General features: G+C 39.4%; 34 protein-coding genes. 32 read left to right on the top strand and 2 right to left on the bottom strand.

All coding sequences use genetic code 11. The features are described 5' to 3' along the window. Nucleotide 1 precedes the first annotated feature (1 nt). From rplV to ACQKM9_RS09455, 31 genes are all read left to right on the top strand, one after another. Nucleotides 2–346 (top strand): 50S ribosomal protein L22, encoded by a 345-nt coding sequence (gene rplV / locus ACQKM9_RS09605; RefSeq protein WP_038179077.1) that lies wholly within the window; start codon nt 2–4, stop codon nt 344–346. A 3-nt stretch (nt 347–349) separates the two neighbouring features. Further along, nucleotides 350–1,006 carry a 30S ribosomal protein S3 gene (rpsC, locus tag ACQKM9_RS09600; RefSeq protein WP_038179079.1) on the top strand — a complete coding sequence of 219 codons (657 nt, stop codon included), beginning with the start codon at nt 350–352 and terminating at the stop codon, nt 1,004–1,006. A 1-nt stretch (nt 1,007) separates the two neighbouring features. Next, a complete protein-coding gene (gene rplP, locus ACQKM9_RS09595) occupies nt 1,008–1,442 on the top strand; it encodes a 50S ribosomal protein L16 (protein WP_427734157.1) in 435 nt (144 codons plus the stop codon). Then, the gene (rpmC, locus tag ACQKM9_RS09590) at nt 1,432–1,632 is read left to right on the top strand and encodes a 50S ribosomal protein L29 (RefSeq protein ID WP_038179082.1); all 201 of its coding nucleotides are present in this window, start codon (nt 1,432–1,434) and stop codon (nt 1,630–1,632) included. The genes rplP and rpmC overlap by 11 nt, the downstream gene beginning before the upstream one ends. A gap of 17 nt (nt 1,633–1,649) precedes the next feature. Next, nucleotides 1,650–1,913 carry a 30S ribosomal protein S17 gene (rpsQ, locus tag ACQKM9_RS09585; RefSeq protein WP_038179084.1) on the top strand — a complete coding sequence of 88 codons (264 nt, stop codon included), beginning with the start codon at nt 1,650–1,652 and terminating at the stop codon, nt 1,911–1,913. A gap of 42 nt (nt 1,914–1,955) precedes the next feature. Beyond that, nucleotides 1,956–2,324: a 50S ribosomal protein L14 gene (rplN, locus tag ACQKM9_RS09580; protein ID WP_038179086.1), complete on the top strand. Its 369-nt coding sequence runs from the start codon at nt 1,956–1,958 to the stop codon at nt 2,322–2,324. A gap of 36 nt (nt 2,325–2,360) precedes the next feature. Continuing rightward, a complete protein-coding gene (rplX, locus tag ACQKM9_RS09575; protein ID WP_038179088.1) occupies nt 2,361–2,672 on the top strand; it encodes a 50S ribosomal protein L24 in 312 nt (103 codons plus the stop codon). Nucleotides 2,673–2,698: 26 nt separating this feature from the next. Further along, entirely contained in the window at nt 2,699–3,238 is a 540-nt protein-coding gene (gene rplE, locus ACQKM9_RS09570; RefSeq protein WP_427734156.1) for a 50S ribosomal protein L5, read from the top strand. A 21-nt stretch (nt 3,239–3,259) separates the two neighbouring features. Beyond that, nucleotides 3,260–3,445: a 30S ribosomal protein S14 gene (gene rpsN / locus ACQKM9_RS09565; RefSeq protein WP_008406949.1), complete on the top strand. Its 186-nt coding sequence runs from the start codon at nt 3,260–3,262 to the stop codon at nt 3,443–3,445. Between the two features lie 29 nt (nt 3,446–3,474). Next, a complete protein-coding gene (gene rpsH / locus ACQKM9_RS09560) occupies nt 3,475–3,873 on the top strand; it encodes a 30S ribosomal protein S8 (protein WP_038179093.1) in 399 nt (132 codons plus the stop codon). Between the two features lie 31 nt (nt 3,874–3,904). Continuing rightward, nucleotides 3,905–4,444, top strand: a complete 540-nt coding sequence (gene rplF, locus ACQKM9_RS09555) for a 50S ribosomal protein L6 (RefSeq protein WP_038179095.1) — start codon at nt 3,905–3,907, stop codon at nt 4,442–4,444. Between the two features lie 33 nt (nt 4,445–4,477). Beyond that, nucleotides 4,478–4,837 carry a 50S ribosomal protein L18 gene (gene rplR, locus ACQKM9_RS09550; RefSeq protein ID WP_427734155.1) on the top strand — a complete coding sequence of 120 codons (360 nt, stop codon included), beginning with the start codon at nt 4,478–4,480 and terminating at the stop codon, nt 4,835–4,837. A 21-nt stretch (nt 4,838–4,858) separates the two neighbouring features. After that, on the top strand, nt 4,859–5,359 hold the full coding sequence (gene rpsE, locus ACQKM9_RS09545; protein WP_038179099.1) for a 30S ribosomal protein S5: 501 nt from the start codon (nt 4,859–4,861) through the stop codon (nt 5,357–5,359). Between the two features lie 13 nt (nt 5,360–5,372). Continuing rightward, a complete protein-coding gene (gene rpmD / locus ACQKM9_RS09540) occupies nt 5,373–5,555 on the top strand; it encodes a 50S ribosomal protein L30 (protein ID WP_038179101.1) in 183 nt (60 codons plus the stop codon). A gap of 34 nt (nt 5,556–5,589) precedes the next feature. After that, nucleotides 5,590–6,030 (top strand): 50S ribosomal protein L15, encoded by a 441-nt coding sequence (gene rplO, locus ACQKM9_RS09535; protein ID WP_053418547.1) that lies wholly within the window; start codon nt 5,590–5,592, stop codon nt 6,028–6,030. After that, complete coding sequence (gene secY / locus ACQKM9_RS09530) at nt 6,030–7,316, top strand: preprotein translocase subunit SecY (protein WP_427734154.1); 1,287 nt, start codon at nt 6,030–6,032, stop codon at nt 7,314–7,316. Before rplO ends, secY begins: the two co-directional genes overlap by 1 nt. Nucleotides 7,317–7,382: 66 nt before the next feature. Beyond that, nucleotides 7,383–8,036, top strand: a complete 654-nt coding sequence (locus ACQKM9_RS09525; protein WP_427734153.1) for an adenylate kinase — start codon at nt 7,383–7,385, stop codon at nt 8,034–8,036. A 457-nt stretch (nt 8,037–8,493) separates the two neighbouring features. After that, nucleotides 8,494–8,712, top strand: a complete 219-nt coding sequence (infA, locus tag ACQKM9_RS09520) for a translation initiation factor IF-1 (RefSeq protein WP_038179110.1) — start codon at nt 8,494–8,496, stop codon at nt 8,710–8,712. Nucleotides 8,713–8,749: 37 nt separating this feature from the next. After that, complete coding sequence (rpmJ, locus tag ACQKM9_RS09515; RefSeq protein ID WP_000868344.1) at nt 8,750–8,863, top strand: 50S ribosomal protein L36; 114 nt, start codon at nt 8,750–8,752, stop codon at nt 8,861–8,863. A 23-nt stretch (nt 8,864–8,886) separates the two neighbouring features. Further along, the gene (gene rpsM / locus ACQKM9_RS09510; protein WP_038179120.1) at nt 8,887–9,252 is read left to right on the top strand and encodes a 30S ribosomal protein S13; all 366 of its coding nucleotides are present in this window, start codon (nt 8,887–8,889) and stop codon (nt 9,250–9,252) included. A 25-nt stretch (nt 9,253–9,277) separates the two neighbouring features. Then, the gene (rpsK, locus tag ACQKM9_RS09505; protein WP_427734152.1) at nt 9,278–9,667 is read left to right on the top strand and encodes a 30S ribosomal protein S11; all 390 of its coding nucleotides are present in this window, start codon (nt 9,278–9,280) and stop codon (nt 9,665–9,667) included. A 140-nt stretch (nt 9,668–9,807) separates the two neighbouring features. Beyond that, nucleotides 9,808–10,752 (top strand): DNA-directed RNA polymerase subunit alpha, encoded by a 945-nt coding sequence (locus tag ACQKM9_RS09500; RefSeq protein WP_427734151.1) that lies wholly within the window; start codon nt 9,808–9,810, stop codon nt 10,750–10,752. A 54-nt stretch (nt 10,753–10,806) separates the two neighbouring features. Then, nucleotides 10,807–11,187 carry a 50S ribosomal protein L17 gene (gene rplQ, locus ACQKM9_RS09495; RefSeq protein ID WP_038179125.1) on the top strand — a complete coding sequence of 127 codons (381 nt, stop codon included), beginning with the start codon at nt 10,807–10,809 and terminating at the stop codon, nt 11,185–11,187. A 420-nt stretch (nt 11,188–11,607) separates the two neighbouring features. After that, the gene (locus tag ACQKM9_RS09490; RefSeq protein WP_427734150.1) at nt 11,608–12,453 is read left to right on the top strand and encodes an energy-coupling factor ABC transporter ATP-binding protein; all 846 of its coding nucleotides are present in this window, start codon (nt 11,608–11,610) and stop codon (nt 12,451–12,453) included. Beyond that, nucleotides 12,429–13,301: an energy-coupling factor ABC transporter ATP-binding protein gene (locus tag ACQKM9_RS09485; protein ID WP_427734149.1), complete on the top strand. Its 873-nt coding sequence runs from the start codon at nt 12,429–12,431 to the stop codon at nt 13,299–13,301. Before ACQKM9_RS09490 ends, ACQKM9_RS09485 begins: the two co-directional genes overlap by 25 nt. Continuing rightward, the gene (locus tag ACQKM9_RS09480) at nt 13,298–14,095 is read left to right on the top strand and encodes an energy-coupling factor transporter transmembrane component T family protein (RefSeq protein ID WP_427734148.1); all 798 of its coding nucleotides are present in this window, start codon (nt 13,298–13,300) and stop codon (nt 14,093–14,095) included. The genes ACQKM9_RS09485 and ACQKM9_RS09480 overlap by 4 nt, the downstream gene beginning before the upstream one ends. A 22-nt stretch (nt 14,096–14,117) precedes the next feature. Then, nucleotides 14,118–14,867 carry a tRNA pseudouridine(38-40) synthase TruA gene (gene truA / locus ACQKM9_RS09475; protein WP_427734147.1) on the top strand — a complete coding sequence of 250 codons (750 nt, stop codon included), beginning with the start codon at nt 14,118–14,120 and terminating at the stop codon, nt 14,865–14,867. 172 nt (nt 14,868–15,039) lie between these two features. Further along, complete coding sequence (gene rplM, locus ACQKM9_RS09470) at nt 15,040–15,477, top strand: 50S ribosomal protein L13 (protein ID WP_038179134.1); 438 nt, start codon at nt 15,040–15,042, stop codon at nt 15,475–15,477. A gap of 21 nt (nt 15,478–15,498) precedes the next feature. Beyond that, on the top strand, nt 15,499–15,891 hold the full coding sequence (gene rpsI, locus ACQKM9_RS09465; protein ID WP_427734146.1) for a 30S ribosomal protein S9: 393 nt from the start codon (nt 15,499–15,501) through the stop codon (nt 15,889–15,891). Nucleotides 15,892–16,049: 158 nt separating this feature from the next. Beyond that, entirely contained in the window at nt 16,050–16,763 is a 714-nt protein-coding gene (locus ACQKM9_RS09460) for an N-acetylmuramoyl-L-alanine amidase (RefSeq protein WP_427734304.1), read from the top strand. A 79-nt stretch (nt 16,764–16,842) separates the two neighbouring features. Then, the gene (locus ACQKM9_RS09455; protein ID WP_427734145.1) at nt 16,843–17,901 is read left to right on the top strand and encodes a P-loop NTPase; all 1,059 of its coding nucleotides are present in this window, start codon (nt 16,843–16,845) and stop codon (nt 17,899–17,901) included. A gap of 60 nt (nt 17,902–17,961) precedes the next feature. Here the strand turns inward: ACQKM9_RS09455 and gerD are convergent, their stop codons facing one another. After that, the gene (gene gerD, locus ACQKM9_RS09450) at nt 17,962–18,567 is read right to left on the bottom strand and encodes a spore germination lipoprotein GerD (RefSeq protein ID WP_427734144.1); all 606 of its coding nucleotides are present in this window, start codon (nt 18,565–18,567) and stop codon (nt 17,962–17,964) included. A gap of 150 nt (nt 18,568–18,717) precedes the next feature. Here gerD and ACQKM9_RS09445 point away from each other — a divergent pair, with 150 nt between their 5' ends. Then, a complete protein-coding gene (locus ACQKM9_RS09445; RefSeq protein WP_427734303.1) occupies nt 18,718–19,398 on the top strand; it encodes a KinB-signaling pathway activation protein in 681 nt (226 codons plus the stop codon). 168 nt (nt 19,399–19,566) lie between these two features. Here ACQKM9_RS09445 and ACQKM9_RS09440 read toward each other — a convergent pair whose 3' ends face one another. Next, nucleotides 19,567–20,217 (bottom strand): hypothetical protein, encoded by a 651-nt coding sequence (locus tag ACQKM9_RS09440; RefSeq protein WP_427734143.1) that lies wholly within the window; start codon nt 20,215–20,217, stop codon nt 19,567–19,569. Nucleotides 20,218–20,510: the final 293 nt, after the last annotated feature.

Genomic DNA, 20,510 nt, shown 5'->3' with positions numbered 1-20,510 from the left:
GATGCAAGAAGCTAAAGCTATTGCTCGCACAGTTCGCATTGCTCCTCGTAAAGTCCGCTTAGTGGTTGATTTGATCCGAGGTAAGCAAATTGGCGAAGCGGTTGCAATTTTACGTCACACTCCAAGAGCAGCGTCTCCTGTAGTTGAAAAAGTACTAAAATCTGCAGTTGCAAATGCTGAACATAACTATGATTTAGATGTAAATAACTTAGTTATTTCAGAAGTATTCGTTGATGAAGGTCCAACGTTAAAACGTTTCCGTCCACGCGCACAAGGACGTGCAAGCGCAATTAACAAACGTACAAGCCACATTACTCTAGTGGTATCTGAGAAGAAGGAGGGATAATACGTGGGTCAAAAAGTACATCCAATAGGATTACGTGTTGGTGTCATTCGTGATTGGGAATCTAGATGGTACGCTGAAAAAGAGTACGCTACTTTACTTCATGAAGACATTAAAGTACGTAAATACATTGAAACAAGCTTAAAAGAAGCTTCAGTTTCTAAAGTAGAAATCGAACGCGCTGCAAACCGTGTTAATATTACAATTCACACTGCAAAACCAGGTATGGTAATTGGTAAGGGCGGTACTGAAGTGGAATCACTTCGTAAAAACCTTGGCAAAATCACTGGTAAACGCGTTCACATCAATATTGTTGAAATCAAACGTGCGGATCTTGACGCTAAATTGGTAGCAGAGAACATTGCTCGCCAATTAGAAAACCGTGTATCATTCCGTCGTGCACAAAAACAAACTATTCAACGCACAATGCGTGCAGGCGCTAAAGGGATTAAAACTCAAGTATCTGGTCGTCTAGGCGGCGCTGATATCGCGCGTGCTGAACATTATAGTGAAGGAACTGTTCCGCTTCATACTCTTCGTGCTGACATTGATTATGCTCATGCAGAAGCTGACACTACTTATGGTAAATTAGGTGTTAAAGTATGGATTTACCGCGGTGAAGTCCTTCCAGTGAAGAAGAACTCTGAGGAAGGAGGCAAATAATATGTTATTGCCAAAACGCGTAAAATACCGTCGTGTACACCGCGGAAAAATGCGTGGAGAAGCGAAAGGCGGTAAAGAAATTGCATTCGGCGAATTCGGTTTACAAGCAACTGAAGCTAGCTGGATCACTAACCGTCAAATCGAATCTGCACGTATCGCGATGACTCGTTACATGAAACGTGGCGGTAAAGTTTGGATTAAAATCTTCCCACATAAACCATATACGAAAAAGCCTCTAGAAGTGCGTATGGGTTCAGGTAAAGGTGCTCCTGAAGGATGGGTAGCAGTAGTTAAACCAGGAAAAATTATGTTCGAAATCGGAGGCGTTTCTGAGGAAATCTCTCGTGAAGCACTTCGTTTAGCATCTCATAAGCTTCCTGTGAAATGTAAGATTGTTAAACGTGAAGAAATTGGTGGTGAATCTAATGAAAGCTAATGAAATCCGTGAACTTACAACAGCAGAAATCGAAACTAAAGTAAAATCACTGAAAGAAGAGCTTTTTAACCTTCGCTTCCAATTGGCGACTGGTCAATTAGAAAACACAGCTCGCATCCGCGAAGTACGCAAAGCAATTGCGCGTATGAAAACTGTGATTCGTGAAAGAGAAATCAGTGCAAATAACTGATAAAGGAGGTTTGCAGCATGACTGAGCGTAACCAACGCAAAGTTTACACTGGCCGCGTAGTTTCAGATAAAATGGATAAAACTATCTCAGTTTTAATTGAAACTCACAAAAAGCATAAGCTTTATGGCAAACGTGTAAAATACTCTAAGAAATTCAAGGCGCATGATGAAAACAACGAAGCAAAAGTTGGAGATATCGTCCGCATTATGGAAACTCGTCCGCTATCAGCTACTAAACGTTTCCGTTTGGTTGAAGTAGTAGAAAAAGCGGTTATTATCTAATTAAATTTCGGAACTAACAACGTCCGAAGGGAGGTAACCTAAGTGATCCAACAAGAAACCCGTTTAAAAGTTGCTGACAACTCAGGTGCGAAAGAAGTATTAACTATCAAAGTACTTGGTGGTTCTGGACGTAAGACTGCGAACATCGGCGATGTAATCGTATGTACTGTCAAGAAAGCAACACCAGGTGGCGTTGTCAAGAAGGGTGAAGTAGTTAAAGCTGTAATCGTTCGTACGAAAAGCGGCGTTCGTCGTAAAGACGGTACTTACATCAAATTCGATGAGAACGCATGTGTAATCATCAAAGATGACAAATCACCACGCGGAACTCGTATTTTCGGACCTGTAGCACGTGAATTACGTGACAACAGTTTCATGAAAATCGTATCTTTAGCTCCGGAAGTTCTTTAATTTTCATGAAAGTGCCAATCAAGGAGGTGCGACAGAATGCATGTTAAAAAAGGCGACAAGGTAAAGGTTATTTCAGGTAAAGAAAAAGGCAAAACAGGTGTAATTCTTGCTGCTTTCCCTAAAAATGATCGTGTACTAGTTGAAGGTGTAAACATCGTCAAAAAACACGTAAAACCTAACCAAGTTAACCCACAAGGTGGAATTGTCAGCCAAGAGGCAGCAATTCACGTTTCGAACGTAATGCTAATCGATCCAAAATCTGGCGAGCCGACTCGCGTAGGTTACAAAATCGAAGATGGCAAAAAAGTTCGTGTAGCAAAAAAATCAGGTGCAGTAATCGATAAATAAGTTATAGAGAAGGGAGGTACAAACACATGAGCCGCCTAAAAGAAAAATTTGTAAACGAGGTTTCACCTGCTCTTATGAGCAAGTTTGAATATACATCAGTTATGCAAGTTCCTAAAGTTGACAAAATCGTTATTAACATGGGTGTTGGTGACGCAGTTCAAAACTCTAAAGTTCTTGACTCAGCTGTTGAAGAATTAGCATTAATCACAGGTCAAAAACCTGTTGTAACTAAAGCTAAAAAATCTATCGCAGGTTTCCGTCTTCGTGAAGGAATGCCAATCGGTGCGAAAGTTACATTACGCGGTGAGCGTATGTATGAATTCTTGGATAAACTAATCGCTGTTTCTCTTCCACGTGTACGTGACTTCCGTGGTGTTTCTAAAAAAGCATTTGACGGTCGCGGTAACTATACTCTTGGTATTAAAGAGCAATTAATCTTCCCAGAAATCGACTACGATAAAGTTTCTAAAGTACGCGGTATGGATATCGTTATCGTAACTACTGCGAACTCTGATGAAGAAGCTCGCGAGTTACTAACTCAATTCGGTATGCCGTTCCAAAAGTAATAAAACAAGGAGGGCGAAAACGTGGCTAAAAAATCAATGATCGTTAAACAACAACGCACGCAAAAGTTTAAAGTGCAAGAATACACTCGTTGTGAACGCTGTGGGCGTCCACACTCTGTATACCGCAAATTTAAACTTTGCCGTATTTGTTTCCGAGAACTTGCATATAAGGGACAAATTCCTGGCGTGAAAAAAGCCAGCTGGTAATCCCCTAATTTGGGAAGGAGGTAAATGTAATGACAATGACAGATCCGATTGCAGATATGCTTACACGCATTCGTAATGCTAACATGGTCCGTCACGAGAAATTAGAGGTTCCGGCTTCTAATATCAAAAAAGAGATCGCTGAAATTCTTAAGCGTGAAGGTTTTGTACGTGACGTTGAGTATGTAGAAGATGACAAACAAGGTATCATCCGTATCTTCTTAAAATATGGCCAAGAAAACGAACGTGTTATTACAGGATTAAAACGTATTTCTAAACCAGGTTTACGCGTTTATGCGAAAACTAACGAAGTACCTAAAGTGTTGAACGGACTAGGAATCGCTTTAGTTTCAACTTCAAACGGTTTATTAACTGATAAAGAAGCTCGCGCTAAACAAGTTGGCGGAGAAATCTTAGCTTACGTTTGGTAATTAGCAACAAAAGAATGGAGGTGCAACATAAATGTCTCGCGTAGGTAAAAAACCAATCGAGGTACCTGCTACTGTTACTGTAACTGTCGCTGCTGACAACACAGTAACTGTTAAAGGACCAAAAGGTGAACTTGTTCGCTCTTTTAACAAAGATATGAAAATTGAACAAGAAGGTAACGTGATTACAGTATCTCGTCCTTCTGAGTCAAAAGACCACCGTACTAACCATGGTACAACTCGTGCTCTTTTAGCAAACATGATCACTGGTGTTTCTGAAGGATTTGAACGTGCACTTGAATTAGTTGGGGTAGGTTACCGTGCTCAATTACAAGGAACTAAACTTGTATTGAACGTAGGTTACTCACATCCAGTTGAGTTCACACCTGAAGAAGGAGTAACTGTAGAAGTTCCTTCAAACACTAAAGTTATCGTTAAAGGGATTAGCAAAGAACGTGTTGGAGCACTTGCTTCTAACATTCGTCAAGTGCGTCCACCAGAGCCTTATAAAGGTAAAGGGATTCGTTATGAAGGCGAATTCGTTCGTCGTAAAGAAGGTAAAACAGGTAAATAATGCTGCTTAAAGCATTAGAAAGGAGTGACCTCTGTGATTACGAAACAAGATAAGAATCAAGTTCGTAAAAAACGTCATGCGCGCGTGCGTTCTAAAATTACTGGTACTGCTGAATGTCCACGTTTAAACGTATTCCGTTCAAACAAACACATTTACGCGCAACTTATCGATGATTCTAAAGGCCTAACACTAGTAAGTGCTTCAACTATGGATAAAGAGTTTGAAGGAACTGCTGGTAACTTAGAAGCTGCTACAAAAATCGGTGAAACTATCGCTAAAGGCGCTGCGGAAAAAAACATCAAAGCTGTTGTATTTGACCGTGGTGGTTACTTATATCATGGACGTGTTAAAGCTTTAGCTGAAGCTGCACGTACAAATGGTTTAGAATTTTAATAAGAAGGAGGTACACATTTCATGAGTCGCATTGACGCAAACAAACTAGAACTTGAAGAACGCGTTGTTACGATCAACCGCGTTGCTAAAGTTGTTAAAGGTGGACGTCGTTTCCGCTTCACTGCACTAGTAGTGGTTGGAGACCGTAATGGCCATGTTGGTTTCGGTACAGGTAAAGCTCAGGAAGTACCTGATGCAATTCGCAAAGCAGTAGAAGATGCGAAGAAAAACTTGATCGAAGTTCCACGTGTTGGTGGTACAACACCACACTTAATCATGGGTCGCTTCGGTGCAGGTAACATCATGATTAAACCTGCTGCTCCTGGTACAGGAGTTATCGCTGGTGGACCAGTTCGTGCTGTATTAGAGCTTGCTGGTATCACTGATATTCTTTCAAAATCACTTGGTTCAAATACGCCAATTAACATGGTTCGCGCTACTGTTAGAGGTTTATCTGAACTTAAACATGCTGAAGAAGTTGCAAAACTTCGCGGTAAATCAGTAGAAGAACTATTAGGTTAAGGGGGGGAATAATATGTCAACTAAACTACAAATTACCCTTACTAAAAGTTTAATCGGTACTAAACCTGCTCAACGTAAAACAATCGAAGCGCTTGGCTTACGTAAAGTAAATCATACTGTTGAACATCCAGACAATGTGGCTGTTCGCGGTGCGATCACAAAAGTAGCACACTTAGTTACTGTTACAGAGATTTAATTCGAAAAATCAATAACAAGGAGGTGCCACCCATATGAAACTTCATGAGTTAGAACCAGCTTTAGGTTCACGTAAAGAACGTAACCGCGTAGGTCGTGGTATCGGTTCTGGTAACGGTAAAACTTCTGGTAAGGGGCATAAAGGTCAAAATTCTCGTTCTGGCGGCGGCGTTCGTCCAGGATTTGAAGGCGGTCAAAACCCATTGTTCCGTCGTTTACCTAAACGTGGATTTACGAACATTAATCGTAAAGAATACGCTATCGTAAACCTTGACGCTTTAAATCGTTTTGAAGACGGCACAGAAGTAACACCAGCTTTATTAATTGAAACTGGTGTTGTGAGCAACGAGAAAGCTGGAATCAAAGTTCTAGGTAATGGAACTGTTGAGAAAAAGCTTACTGTTAAAGCTCATAAATTCTCAGCTTCTGCTAAAGAAGCAATTGAGAATGCCGGCGGACAAATCGAGGTGATTTAATGTTTCAAACAATCTCTAACTTTATGCGCGTGAGAGATATTAGAAATAAAATCATTTTCACTCTTTTGATGTTGGTCGTATTCCGTCTTGGAACGTTTATACCGGTACCAAACGTCGACGCCAATGTATTAAAAGCCACTGATCAGTACAGTTTAGTTGGTTTCTTAAATACATTTGGTGGAGGAGCTTTGAAAAACTTCTCGATTTTTGCTATGGGTATTATGCCTTACATTACGGCTTCAATCATAGTTCAGCTATTGCAAATGGATGTTGTCCAAAAGTTCACCGAGTGGTCAAAACAAGGTGAAGTTGGTCGACGTAAAATCGCTCAATTTACACGTTACTTCGCAATTATCCTTGCATTTATTCAATCAATCGCAATGTCTTACGGTTTCAACCGTATGTACGGCGGTTCATTGATTAAAGATGAGGGTGTTATGACGTACTTAACAATTGCGATTGTGTTAACTGCTGGTACTGCATTTTTACTTTGGTTAGGTGAGCTAATTACTGAAAAAGGTGTAGGAAATGGTATTTCCATTATCATCTTCGCAGGTATCGTAGCTGCATTGCCAAACACTGTGAATCAAATTTATGCTTCACAATTCGAAAATGCGGGAGAGCAATTGTTCATCCGTATTATCGTAATGGCTCTTATTGTATTGGCCGCTCTTGTAATTGTTGTGGGTGTTATTTACGTTCAACAAGCGTTGCGTAAAATTCCTATTCAATATGCAAAACGTGCTGGTGCTCAAAGAGGTGCACAACAATCCCATTTACCATTGAAAGTAAATGCTGCTGGGGTTATCCCAGTTATCTTTGCTGTTGCGTTTATCGTAACGCCTAGAACAATTGCAACTTTCTTTGGAGATAATAAAGTAACTCAGTTCATTGAAAGAACGTTTGATTATTCTCAACCAGTTGGGATGATCATCTATGTAGCGTTAATTATAGCGTTTGCATATTTCTATGCGTTCGTTCAAGTGAATCCTGAAAAAGTTGCGGATAATTTGAAAAAGCAAGGTGCCTATATACCGGGTATTCGCCCAGGTAAAAGCACTCAAGATTATCTAACAACTGTTTTATATCGCTTAACGTTTGTAGGTGCGATCTTCTTGTCGCTTGTTGCGATTCTTCCAATCATTTTTATTAATGTTGCGAAGCTTCCAGCATCGGCTCAAATTGGCGGTACTAGTCTACTAATCGTTGTCGGTGTTGCACTGGAAACGATGAAACAATTAGAATCACAACTTGTGAAACGCCACTACAAAGGTTTCATGAAATAATGTTGGTTTTTAGGGACGATTTTCGTTCCTTAAACCTTCACAATAACTTGAGGGGGCTCTCTCCGTATGAATATCGTTTTGATGGGTTTGCCTGGTGCTGGTAAAGGCACTCAAGCAGATAAAATTGTTGAGAAGTACGCAATCCCTCATATTTCTACAGGCGATATGTTCCGTGCAGCTATTAAAGGTGGTACGGAATTAGGTCTTTTAGCGAAATCGTTTATTGATAAAGGTGCTCTTGTACCTGATGAAGTGACGATTGGAATCGTTCGCGAACGCTTAAGCCAACCTGATTGTGATCAAGGCTTCCTACTAGATGGTTTTCCACGTACTATTGAACAAGCTGATGCGTTAGATAATATTTTATCTGATCTTGGTAAGAGAATAGAATATGTAGTAAATATTCAAGTAGAACAAGAAGAGTTGATTAAACGTTTAACAGGTCGTCGTATCTGTAAAGTATGTGGCTCGGCTTATCACTTAGTGTTTAATCCTTCTAAAGAGGAAGGCATTTGTGATAAAGACGGAGGAGAACTTTATCAAAGAGCAGACGATAATCCAGAAACGGTTTCTAATCGCCTGGAAATAAATATCAAACAAACACAACCTTTACTTGATTTTTATCAAGCTAAAAACGTGTTAACAAATATCAACGGACAGCAAGATATCTCAGATGTTTTTGCTGACGTAGATGCTCTATTACAGGGCAGCCGCAACTAATACCCGAATCCCGGGTGCAGATAACTGCCTCCGCGGGGAGTATGCGGTAGCAACGGAAATGTATTTTCGAGAGCTGCAAAAGCATATTGTGCCCGGTCTATGCACTGATGAATTAGATGTATCGGTATACGGGATACCCTTTGTCCTCGATGCAATCCTAGTTCTGAAAGGGTATAATGGGTTTCGTGGAAGCATCTATGTAAACGGGTATGGAAGGATCTTATCCAAGGCAATTCCGGATGGTCATGTTGACATGAGGGAAACAAGGTTCAAACGGAAAGTCAATTCCATGGGTTGTAAGAAGCGAAACCTGATGAGCGTCTTTCGAACATCTCTCATACAATCCAAACATATGTTGAGACGAGTCGTTTCTTTCATGAAAGAAAAAAACTTGAAGCAAATTCCGTTTGATTTGAAGATGGGAACCTGAATTGCATATAGAAGGGAGACAGGGTCGATGGCGAAAGACGATGTAATTGAAATCGAAGGCACAGTTGTTGAGACTTTGCCAAACGCGATGTTTAAGGTAGAATTAGAAAATGGTCATACAGTTCTTGCTCATGTATCAGGCAAAATTCGTATGCACTTTATTCGCATCTTGCCTGGAGATAAAGTAACTATTGAGTTATCTCCATATGACTTAACTCGCGGTCGTATCACATACCGTTTTAAATAATCTTTTGCACTCCGGACCACTAAGGAGGTTAGGTTAGATGAAAGTGAGACCATCTGTGAAACCGATCTGCGAAAAATGTAAAGTTATTCGCCGACGCGGTAAAGTAATGGTAATCTGTGAAAATCCTAAACACAAACAAAAACAAGGTTAATTTGAAGGAGGTGCACAACGTATATGGCACGTATTGCTGGTGTTGACATTCCTCGCGACAAACGCGTTGTAATTTCATTAACTTACATTTACGGAGTAGGTAACACTACTGCTAAGCAAGTTCTTGCTGGAGCAGGTGTTTCTGAAAGTACTCGAGTTCGCGATCTTACTGAAGACGAACTTAACAAAATCCGTGAACAATTAGACACATACAAACTAGAAGGTGATCTTCGTCGTGAGATCTCTCTAAACATCAAACGTTTGATGGAAATCGGATCTTTCCGTGGTATCCGTCACCGTCGCGGTTTACCTGTTCGCGGTCAAAATACGAAGAACAATGCGCGTACGCGTAAAGGTCCTCGTAAAACTGTAGCGAACAAGAAAAAATAATCGGTAAAGGAGGTTTCTTCTTAACATGGCACGTAAACAACAAACTCGTAAACGTCGTGTGAAAAAGAATATCGAATCTGGTATTGCTCACATCCGTTCTACATTTAATAATACAATTGTAACCATCACTGACATGCAAGGTAACGCTGTTTCTTGGTCAAGTGCAGGTGCTCTAGGATTCCGTGGTTCTCGTAAATCAACTCCTTTTGCTGCACAAATGGCTGCTGAAGCTGCTGCTAAAACATCAATCGAGCATGGTTTAAAAACTTTAGAAGTAACTGTTAAGGGTCCTGGTGCAGGTCGTGAAGCTGCTATTCGTGCGCTTCAAGCTGCAGGTTTAGACGTTACAGCAATTAAAGATGTAACTCCAGTTCCACATAACGGTTGTCGCCCACCAAAACGTCGTCGTGTATAATTGATGAATCTCAATCTATTGATTGAGAATCTCATTTCTTGTACAAACTGAATTGTGCAGACACATGATTGATTAGACATTCGATTTAATGTAGGAAATAAAAATCATACATTCGATGTTTTGAAGGAGGGTAAATTTGAATGATCGAAATTGAAAAACCAAAGATTGAAACCGTTGAGATCAGCGATGATGCCAAATACGGCAAGTTTGTTGTAGAACCACTTGAACGTGGATATGGAAACACTTTGGGAAATTCTTTACGTCGTATCCTTCTGTCTTCTTTACCAGGAGCTGCTGTTACTTCAATCCAAATTGACGGCGTACTACACGAGTTCTCTACTATTGAGGGCGTTGTAGAAGATGTTGCATCAATTATTTTGAATATTAAAAAGCTAGCTTTAAAAATCTATTCTGATGAAGAAAAAGTCATTGAAATAGATTTCAAAGGTGACGGAGTAATAACTGCTGCGGATATTACGCATGACAGTGACGTTGAAGTGTTAAACCCAGATCTATATATTGCAACTATTGCTAAAAATGGTCATCTTCGTATGCGTATGTATGCGCAACGTGGACGTGGTTACACTCCTGCTGATCAAAACAAACGCGAGGATCTTCCAATTGGCGTGATCCCGATCGACTCTATTTACACTCCAGTTTCACGCGTCAACTTTCAAGTAGAAAATACTCGTGTTGGACAATCGTCTGATTTCGATAAACTTTCTCTTGATGTATGGACAGATGGTAGCATCGGTCCTAAAGAGGCGATTTCGCTCGGAGCAAAAATATTAACCGAGCACTTAAATATCTTCGTTGGTTTAACAGACGAGGCACAAACTGCTGAAATCATGGTTGAAAAAGAAGAAGACCAAAAAGAAAAAGTCTTAGAGATGACTATCGAAGAGCTTGATCTTTCTGTGCGTTCTTACAACTGTTTAAAACGAGCAGGTATCAACACTGTTCTTGAACTTGCAAACAAGTCTGAGGACGACATGATGAAAGTTCGTAACCTAGGACGTAAATCATTAGAAGAAGTAAAAGCGAAGTTAGAAGAGCTTGGTTTAGGGTTACGCGAAGAAGACTAAGCGAACTTTTATATAAAAGACTGATCAGTTATTGAACAAAGGAGGGAAACATCCATGGGTTACAGAAAACTTGGACGTACAAGTTCTCAACGTAAAGCGATGTTACGCGATTTAGCTACTGACTTAATCATCAATGAGCGTATTGAAACGACAGAAACTCGTGCTAAAGAATTACGTTCGGTTGTTGAGAAAATGATTACTTTAGGCAAACGCGGAGACTTGCATGCTCGTCGTCAAGCAGCTACATTTATTCGTCGTGAATTAGCTACTACAACTGACGCTGAAGGCAATGAATCAACAGTTTACGCTTTGCAAAAATTGTTCGATGATGTAGCACCACGCTACGCTGAACGCCAAGGCGGTTATACACGCATTATGAAAATGGGACCTCGCCGCGGTGACGGTGCGCCTGTAGTTGTGATTGAACTAGTTTAATCATACGATGCGGAGGAGGGTGTTTGGTTCATAGCTATTTGAACTGCACCCTCTTTTTTTAAAAATTAGAATTTAGATTTATACGACAAATTTAAAAGCAGAGTGTTATGATGAGCGGACATAAGTGCCGTCTCGTTTAGCTCTACGCACCTCATTCACTCTTAAAGTCTGAGCAACTTTAAGAACGGAGATACGAAACAAAGCGCATTTCTCTGAATGGGGTGCGCGCTTTTTTATTTAATTTGGAAGAGCCCTTGCTCATGTCCACTAAATATTAGTAATGAAGAGAATCGACTTTCGCCGTTATAAGCAAAAGTCGTATTTTTCTAATGTAGAAACTTTTCAGCTAGTAATCATACATAAAACAGTGTAAGTTAGAGAGAACAGCGGAGCGAAGTTGAGCGAGAGGAGTTTGAACATATGGATGAAATCTTATCACTGGATCACATAACATTTTCATATTCCCAGGATGACCCGGATATTAAGAACGCGGTTGAAGACGTGTCATTTACTGTGCATGAAGGCGAATGGATTGCGATTGTTGGCCATAACGGATCTGGCAAATCCACTATCGCGCGCCTTATGAACGGCTTATTGTTCCCACAAGAAGGAGCGATTAAGGTTTTGAATCAGTCATTAACGGAAGAAAATCTTTGGGATATAAGATCTCAAATGGGTATGGTATTCCAAAATCCTGATAATCAGTTTGTAGGAGCGACTGTACAGGATGATGTTGCGTTTGCACTTGAAAACAATGGTATACCATATGAAGAAATGGTTAAACGTGTACATGAAGCACTAAGACAGGTAAAGATGGATCAGTTTTTAAACCATGAGCCACAGCATTTATCAGGTGGTCAAAAGCAACGTGTGGCCATTGCAGGTGCACTTGCACTAAAACCGAGATTACTGATTTTGGATGAAGCGACATCAATGCTCGATCCTCAAGGTCGTGCTGAAGTGCTTGCTACTGTACAAGCATTACGTGAAGAGACAGGTTTAACGGTCCTATCAATTACGCATGATTTAGAAGAAGCTATTTTAGCTGATCGTATGTTATTTATGAATGGTGGCAAGAAATTTGCTGAAGGAACACCATCGGAAATTTTCGCTTTAGGCGACCAATTAGTAGAGCTTGGATTAGATTTACCATTTGCTATGAAGCTAACAAAGCTTTTGAAACAAAATGGTGTGAAGCTTCTTGGCGAGCACATGACAGAAGAAGAGCTGGTGAATGACTTATGGACATCCAACTTCAAAAAGTAAGTTATGCTTATGCACAAGGAACGCCTTTTGAAAAGAGAGCGTTATTTGATGTTGAATTGGCTATTCCTTCAGGTAGCTATCAAGCAATTATTGGTCATACAGGTTCAGGGAAGTCTACGATATTACTGCATCTAAATGCCCTTTTAAAACCTACAGAAGGTACTATACAAATAGGGGACAAGACTATTACAGCTGGTAAAAAGGCGAAGGATTTAAAACCGGTTCGTCAAAAAGTAGGGATTGTATTTCAATTTCCCGAACATCAGTTATTTGAGGAAACGGTTTTAAAAGATATTATTTTTGGTCCGATGAACTTTGGTATCTCTGAAGACGAAGCGACAAAACGTGCGCAGCACTTAATTGAGCTCGTAGGTTTACCTCTTACGGTACTTGATAAATCACCATTTGATTTATCGGGTGGTCAAATGCGACGAGTTGCTATTGCAGGGGTACTTGCTATGGAACCAGAAGTAATTGTCCTTGATGAGCCAACGGCAGGACTTGATCCTCGAGGCAGAAAAGAAATTATGGATTTATTCCTAAAGCTTCACAAGGAAAGAAATTTAACGACAATCCTTGTGACACATAGTATGGAAGATGCGGCACGTTATGCAGATCGAATTGCAATTATGCATGAAGGCAAATGTGTACTAACAGGAAATCCGCAGGAAATATTTGGTGATACTGAGCAGCTGGCGAAGTATCGATTAGAGCCCCCGCGTATTGTACGTTTCCAGAAAGAATTTGAAGAGAAGGTCGGTCGCAATTTACCAACGCTTTGTCTAACGGAAGAAGAGCTCGCATCAGCGATTGCGGAAGCTGTTCGAGAGGAGCGTGCGGGTCAATGATGGAGAAAATGATTTTTGGCCGCTTTATGCCAGGGGATTCCTTCGTGCATAAATTAGATCCTCGCTCGAAACTATTATTTGTATTCGCATTTATCATTATCGTATTTTTAGCGAACAATCCTGTGACGTATGCAGCTCTGTTTGTGTTTACATTACTTGTTATCTTTATTTCGCAGATAAAATTATACTTCTTAATAAATGGCTTGAAGCCGGTTATTATATTAATGGCATTTACATTCTTACTTCATATTTTTTTCACGAAGGAAGGTGAACTTCTTTATCACTGGAAGTTTATCAGTATATATGAAGAAGGTTTGAAGCAAGGTATTTTCATTTCTATTAGATTTTTAGTATTAGTCTTTATGACATCCATTTTGACGCTAACAACTTCACCGATTTCAATTACAGATGGATTAGAAGTTCTGTTGAATCCATTCAAAAAATTAAAATTACCTGTACATGAGTTAGCATTAATGATGTCTATATCGCTTCGCTTCATCCCTACACTAATGGATGAGACGGATAAAATTATGAAGGCACAAATGGCGCGTGGGTCGGATCTTAGTACAGGGCCAATAAAAGAACGTGTTAAAGCCGTTGTACCATTGCTAGTACCACTCTTCGTTAGCGCATTTAAGCGTGCAGAGGATTTGGCAACAGCAATGGAAGTACGTGGTTATCGTGGCGGAGAAGGACGTACACGCTACCGCCAGCTGAAGTGGGATAGTAAGGATACATTAGCGATCCTGTTACTTGTAGTCATGACAGCATTATTAATAACCCTTCGTAGTTAATGAATGAGGAGATTGCATAACGATGAAAAGAAGAATGAAAGCTACAATCACATATGATGGAACGAATTTCTCTGGTTACCAAGTGCAACCTGAGAAACGTACAGTGCAAGAAGAGCTTCAGAAAGTACTTACCGTCATGCATAAAAATGAGATTGTCCAGGTGACAGCAAGTGGGAGAACAGATGCTAAGGTGCATGCAACCGGCCAAGTAATCCATTTTGATACGACACTGTCCATTCCTCTTGATCGTTATGCACAAGCATTAAACGTCCAATTACCGAGAGACATCCGAATTGTTCAAATAGAAGAGGTGTCTGATGACTTTCACGCGAGGTTTAGCGTCCATGGTAAGCGATATCGCTATATCTGGTCGTGTGAAGCCGTACAGAGCCCTTTTAGACGTTTTTATGCGACACCTACCAATGGTGTAAAGCCAAATGTTATGGCTATGCAAGAAGCAGCACAGTATATTCTAGGGACACATGATTTTTCATGCTTTTGTGCAGCCAATACAAGTGTGAAAGATAAAGTGCGTACTGTTGCAAAGTTAGACTTTGAATGGCATGGTGAGGAATTGCATATGACAATTGAAGGAAATGGTTTTTTGTATAATATGGTGCGAATTATTGCAGGTACTTTATGGGAAGTCGGAATTGGTAAACGCCCAGCTGATGAACTTGCCTCAATTATTGCTTCATTGAATCGAGGAAATGCCGGTAAAACCGCGCCGCCACACGGATTGTACTTAGAATCTGTGTTCTATAACGACTGAAGCAACATCTCCAGGTGTTTTTGGTTAAGCACTTGACAAAAGTTGTTATTCGTTATAATATGACATATGGTATTTTCATTACCCCACTCGATAAGCCCCGAATCTTATAGTGTTGTGGATAAAGAAAACAATTGGAACAGAAAATAGAAACAATTAGTAGGAGGATACTAACATGCGTACAACATTCATGGCTAAAGGTCACGAAGTAGAGCGTAAATGGTTAGTAGTTGATGCAGAAGGCAAAACTCTTGGTCGTTTAGCTTCTGAAGTAGCTGCTATCTTACGCGGTAAACATAAAGCAATTTTCACACCAAACGTTGACACTGGGGATCACGTAATCCTTATCAACGCTGGTAAAATCGAATTAACAGGTAAAAAATTACAAGATAAAATTTATTACCGTCACACTCAATTTGCAGGTGGTTTAAAAACTCGTACTGCAGGTGAAATGAAAGAAAAATATCCAAAACAAATGCTAGAATTAGCTATCAAAGGGATGCTTCCTAAAAACTCTTTAGGTCGTCAAATGTTCACTAAACTTCACGTATACGCTGGAGCAGAACACCCACACGCAGCACAAAAACCAGAAGCTTATGAGCTTCGCGGATAATTATTAGAGGAGGAAATACCCTTGGCACAAGTTCAATATATCGGCACAGGTCGTCGTAAAAGTTCTGTAGCTCGCGTACGTTTAGTACCAGGCGAAGGAAATATCGTTATTAACAACCGCGACGTTGAAAACTACGTCCCATTCGCAGCTTTACGCGAAATTATTAAACAACCATTAGTAGCAACTGATACAGTTGGAAGCTACGACATTCACGTTAACGTGAATGGTGGTGGATACACAGGTCAAGCTGGCGCAATCCGTCACGGTATTGCACGTGCATTACTAACAGTTGATCCTGATTTCCGTCCAGCACTTAAATCAGCAGGTCTACTTACTCGTGACCCACGTATGAAAGAACGTAAGAAGCCAGGTCTTCGCGGCGCTCGTCGTGCACCTCAATTCTCAAAACGTTAATCATTCGTTTATGCGAATTCAAACCGTCCCATTTTATGGGGCGGTTTTTTTTGTTCTAAAATACTTGGTGTCATGTAAATGATTTTATATTAGCTTATCATTGCGACATATCGTCCAAGCATATGGCATATATTAATGCAAAAGGGCGGTGTCGTTATTTGAAGCGGTGGCTTATTTTAGGGACAATTTTACTTTGCTGTATACTATTTGTTGTATATGGAGTAAAGGCATCAGATCGTGGTTTTTTTATTTCAGAAACACTTGGCGGAGTGAAAATAGTAGTAGATGCCGGGCATGGTGGGATAGATGGAGGTGCATCTAAAGCTGATATTATTGAAAAAGATATTACACTTGCCATTGCACAAAAGGTAGAGAAGAGGCTAAAGAAAAAAGGTGCGACTGTATTTATGACGCGTACTAAAAATGGTGATGTTATTGCGGAACATGCTTCGGATCAAACTTACAATACATTAAGGGAACGTAAGAGAGAAGATATTTTCTTGAGAGAACGACTTGTAGCTAAACAAAAACCGGATCTCTTTATAAGTATTCATGCTAATGCAATCCCTGAAACAAAGTGGAGAGGTGCTCAGGTATTCTACCATGCAAATGGACATCCTGGCGGTGAGTTTTTGGCAAAAGAAATTCAGTCTTCTATACGAGAGAATTTGAAGAATACAAAAAGAGAAGCGCTGTCTATTAGGCAAGTGTATTTATTGAAAAAAGCTACGATGCCTTCAGCACTAATAGAGACAGGCTTTATCAGTAATCCAGAAGAACAAAAATTACTTATTTCACCGAAATACCAAGATCAAATGGCAGATGCGATTGTCCAGGGGATTGAACAATATTTTGAGATTAATATTGAATAAAGCAACTCATAAACCTAATTCATACCCTTTGTGATATACTAAAATTCGAAAAAAGATATTTACTAGAGGAGTGTCTATTGTGATTAATGAACAACAAGTCCGTGAATTAGTCGGAGAACTAAAAGATCCTTTTTTACATAAAACATTAGCAGAAACAAACGGTATTGCGAATGTCTCAATAAAAGAAGAAAAAAACCATGTAAGTGTGAAAGTGGCGATTGCTAAAACTGGTACACCAGAGCAAATGCAATTACAAATGCAAGTTGTAGATGCATTAAAAAACGCTGGAGTAGAAACAGTGGGTATTCGTTTTGAAGACCTTCCTCAAGAAACTTTAGAGCTATTCCGTGGTACAGCTACAAGAGCAGAAGCACAAGATGTATTATCTCCACTTAGTAATGTAAAATTCATATCAATCGCTTCAGGTAAAGGCGGTGTAGGTAAATCAACAGTATCAGTTAACCTTGCTGTAGCGCTTGCGCGTCTTGGCAAAAAAGTCGGCCTAATTGATGCTGATATCTATGGTTTCAGTGTGCCTGATATGATGGGTGTACAAACAATGCCGGTAGTAGAAGAAAATCGTATTATTCCGGTTGATCGCTTAGGTGTGAAAATGATTTCTATGGGCTTCTTTGTTGAAGATAACGCACCAGTAGTATGGCGCGGACCAATGCTTGGGAAAGTGTTAGACCAATTCTTCCGCGATGTAGAATGGGGCGAGCTTGACTACTTACTTTTGGACTTACCTCCAGGTACAGGGGATATTGCACTTGATATTCACCAAATGTTACCTGAATCAAATGAAATCGTTGTGACAACACCTCATCCAACTGCTGCATTCGTAGCAGCTCGAGCAGGCGCAATGGCGATTAAAACAGATCATAACATCCTTGGTGTTATTGAGAATATGTCTTGGTTCCAATCAAAAGTATCTGGCGAACGTGAATTTGTCTTCGGAGAAGGCGGCGGCCCTAAATTGGCAGAAGAGCTTCGTACAGAATTACTTGGTCAGATTCCATTGGGTCAACCTGACTGGAATGATGTTGATTTCGCACCATCTGTTTATGCAAAAAATCACTCTACAGGTCAAATTTATCTTGATATCGCACGTAACGTAATTGGAAAGTTAGAAAAATAATCAAAAGAAGAAGCGGGCCCCTTTATAAAGGAGCCTGCTTCTTCTTTTGTATGCTGATCATTATCCCTCTTGTTTCTTTTTATCACTACTGGATTCATTGCCGCTTTTACCGCCCTTGGATTTTCCTTCACCACCAGCAGATTCACCAGCAGATTGAATGAGTTTTAGCCATTTTTCTTGTAGAAGTGGACTTTCAATCGTTTCCGCAATAATTTTTTCCAAATTTTCTTTTGAATTGGCCGATTTTAAAATCTTCTCAAGCTGTTTTTGCATATCAGGCTGACCAAAAAATTGTTCAAGATCTTTTTGGAATGAAGCGTCTTTAATTAAGTCTTTCATAACGCCTTCTTGTTCCTTCTTCATACTTTTAGCAAATGTTTCGCGGAATTTTGGATCTTCAAACTGTTTCTTCCAATATTCTTCAGATTTTTTGGATAGCAATGTTTCCTCAATTGCCTTTTTCACTTCTTCGTTTTCCAATATAAGTAAATCCCGAAAGCTGTTATCTTCTAGAAGCTGTCGTATTGCTTTTTTGCCATCTTCAGATTGCAGTGCATCGAGCATTATTTTCTTTACTTCATCATAAGACTGAGTATTTTGTTGGTTTGCAGAACAACCTGCCAAGAAAACGATGAAGCAAAATGAAAAGACGATCCTTTTGACCATTCTAATCCCTCACTTTCTTCATATTGCTTTCAATTATTGTTCACAATTAACGAAGTAATATGTATTGATTTGCAGGAGAAATAGATTTTTTGCGGATTCGTTGTTAGAATGAAACAAGAAATTGTTTTTACAAACGGAGGACTTTTAGTCGTGACGATACGAAATTGGTTTAAATTTTTCTTAAATGCAATGTTGATCGGTGGTTCCATTACAGGAGTTTTTAGCTTATTCATTAGATGGAACGACTTTTATGCTGTGCATTTCTTAAATGGAGAATGGGCAGAGTTCTTTTCAGGATTTATTTGGTTTGTTATTTTAGGTTTTACAATGAGTGTTATTGCACAGATGGGATTCTTTGCATATTTAACTGTGCATCAAATTGGAGTGAACATTTTCCGTTCTTTAACATTATGGAATTGGGTACAAATGCTAATTATAGTTGTTACGTTAGTTGATTTAGTATTGTTCCGCTTTAAACCATATGCTCATACTGCTCAAGATTGGTTATTGTATATAGTTTTATTGCTTGTCTTATTGGCAGGATCAATTGCAACAGCTATTCAAAAGACGAGGCTAACAAAGAAACATGTTCTCGTTCCAGCTTTATTTTTCATGATTGTTGTAACCTCTCTAGAATGGTTAATCGCTTTATGGGTGCGTACTGATGGTGGAGATGAATACGTAACGTTATTACTATTCCCTCTTTTAGCGGTCAATGCTTTCCAATTACTAATTTTGCCGAAGTATAATGCAAAATCAGATGAAGATCGATTAAAATTGGAAGAACGTCGTAAAGCACGCCGATTAGCCGAAGCATCTAAAGTAAAGTAATAAGTAAAGTGATGTCCTTATGATAGATGGACATCACTTTTTTGTAGAAAAACATTAATATTCAACTAGTAGTTATGAAACACTATAATATGCTATATATAATTTTAAATAGTAAATAATAGGAAGTGTTAAGTGGTAATTATATCTCTATCGGGAATGAAAATTCGCTTAAGGGAACTTCTTATCTTTCACTTCGTATCCAAAGATTGTCTTTTCTAAAGTAGAGAATTCGTATTTAGCGCGCAATTCATCAATTTTTTTAAAACTTATGCGTTCTTCTTGATGCATAGGAGCAGTAATAATATCACCTTTTACAAGTATAGGTAGTTTATCGTTCGTCCATACTTTAGAAGATCCGAGCATGTTAATTTGTTCTTGCCATAACTGTTGACGCATATCACTAGGGAATAGTTGGTCCTTCGTTCTAAACCATAATGGTTTTACACCAAAATGCTTTTCATAAATAGCGATTTCTTCCTCCAGGGCCAGTAGGTTACTTTCGTAATATGTGCTCTCTTTTCCTAATAATCCAGTAGGAATCCTTTTCTCTTTAATTAATTGTAAAATCGCAGGGGAACGATTAATCCAATCCTTATCTAATAGTAATAGAGGATAAGGAGGGGACAAAGCCTTTACCCATTGCTCTAGTTCCTGGTCTCCGAATGAAACATCAATTGTTAACGTTTGACCATAAGTACCTTTTGCGATTACATCTGGACTATCTGTTACGTTAAAAACTTCTAAAAGTTTCTCTTTCGTAGGTATAAGTAATAAAAAAACAACCAAAATAAAACTACTAAAAATGATAGTTTTCCGCATCATATCAACGCTCCCGCCCATTTTTTATTAACACTGATAAAATCCCCTATTACTTTTTTATGATAATGTGTTGACAATAATGCAAAAAGGATGATAAGATATGTAAGTCGTCAAAACAAAACGACAAAATGAACCTTGAAAACTGAACATGCAAGACGTTAATCAATAAATGTTTTTGAACATCAACCCTGTTGATGTATCAAAACAAAAATAGATATCATCTTCGGATGATACGCTAGCAAAGCTAATGAGCTTTCAAACTACTTTTATGGAGAGTTTGATCCTGGCTCAGG

Source organism: Viridibacillus sp. NPDC093762 (assembly GCF_050279675.1).
Lineage (GTDB): Bacteria > Bacillota > Bacilli > Bacillales_A > Planococcaceae > Viridibacillus.
Note: the sequence above shows the minus strand (reverse complement) of the source record. Positions and strands in the feature narration are given on the sequence as shown.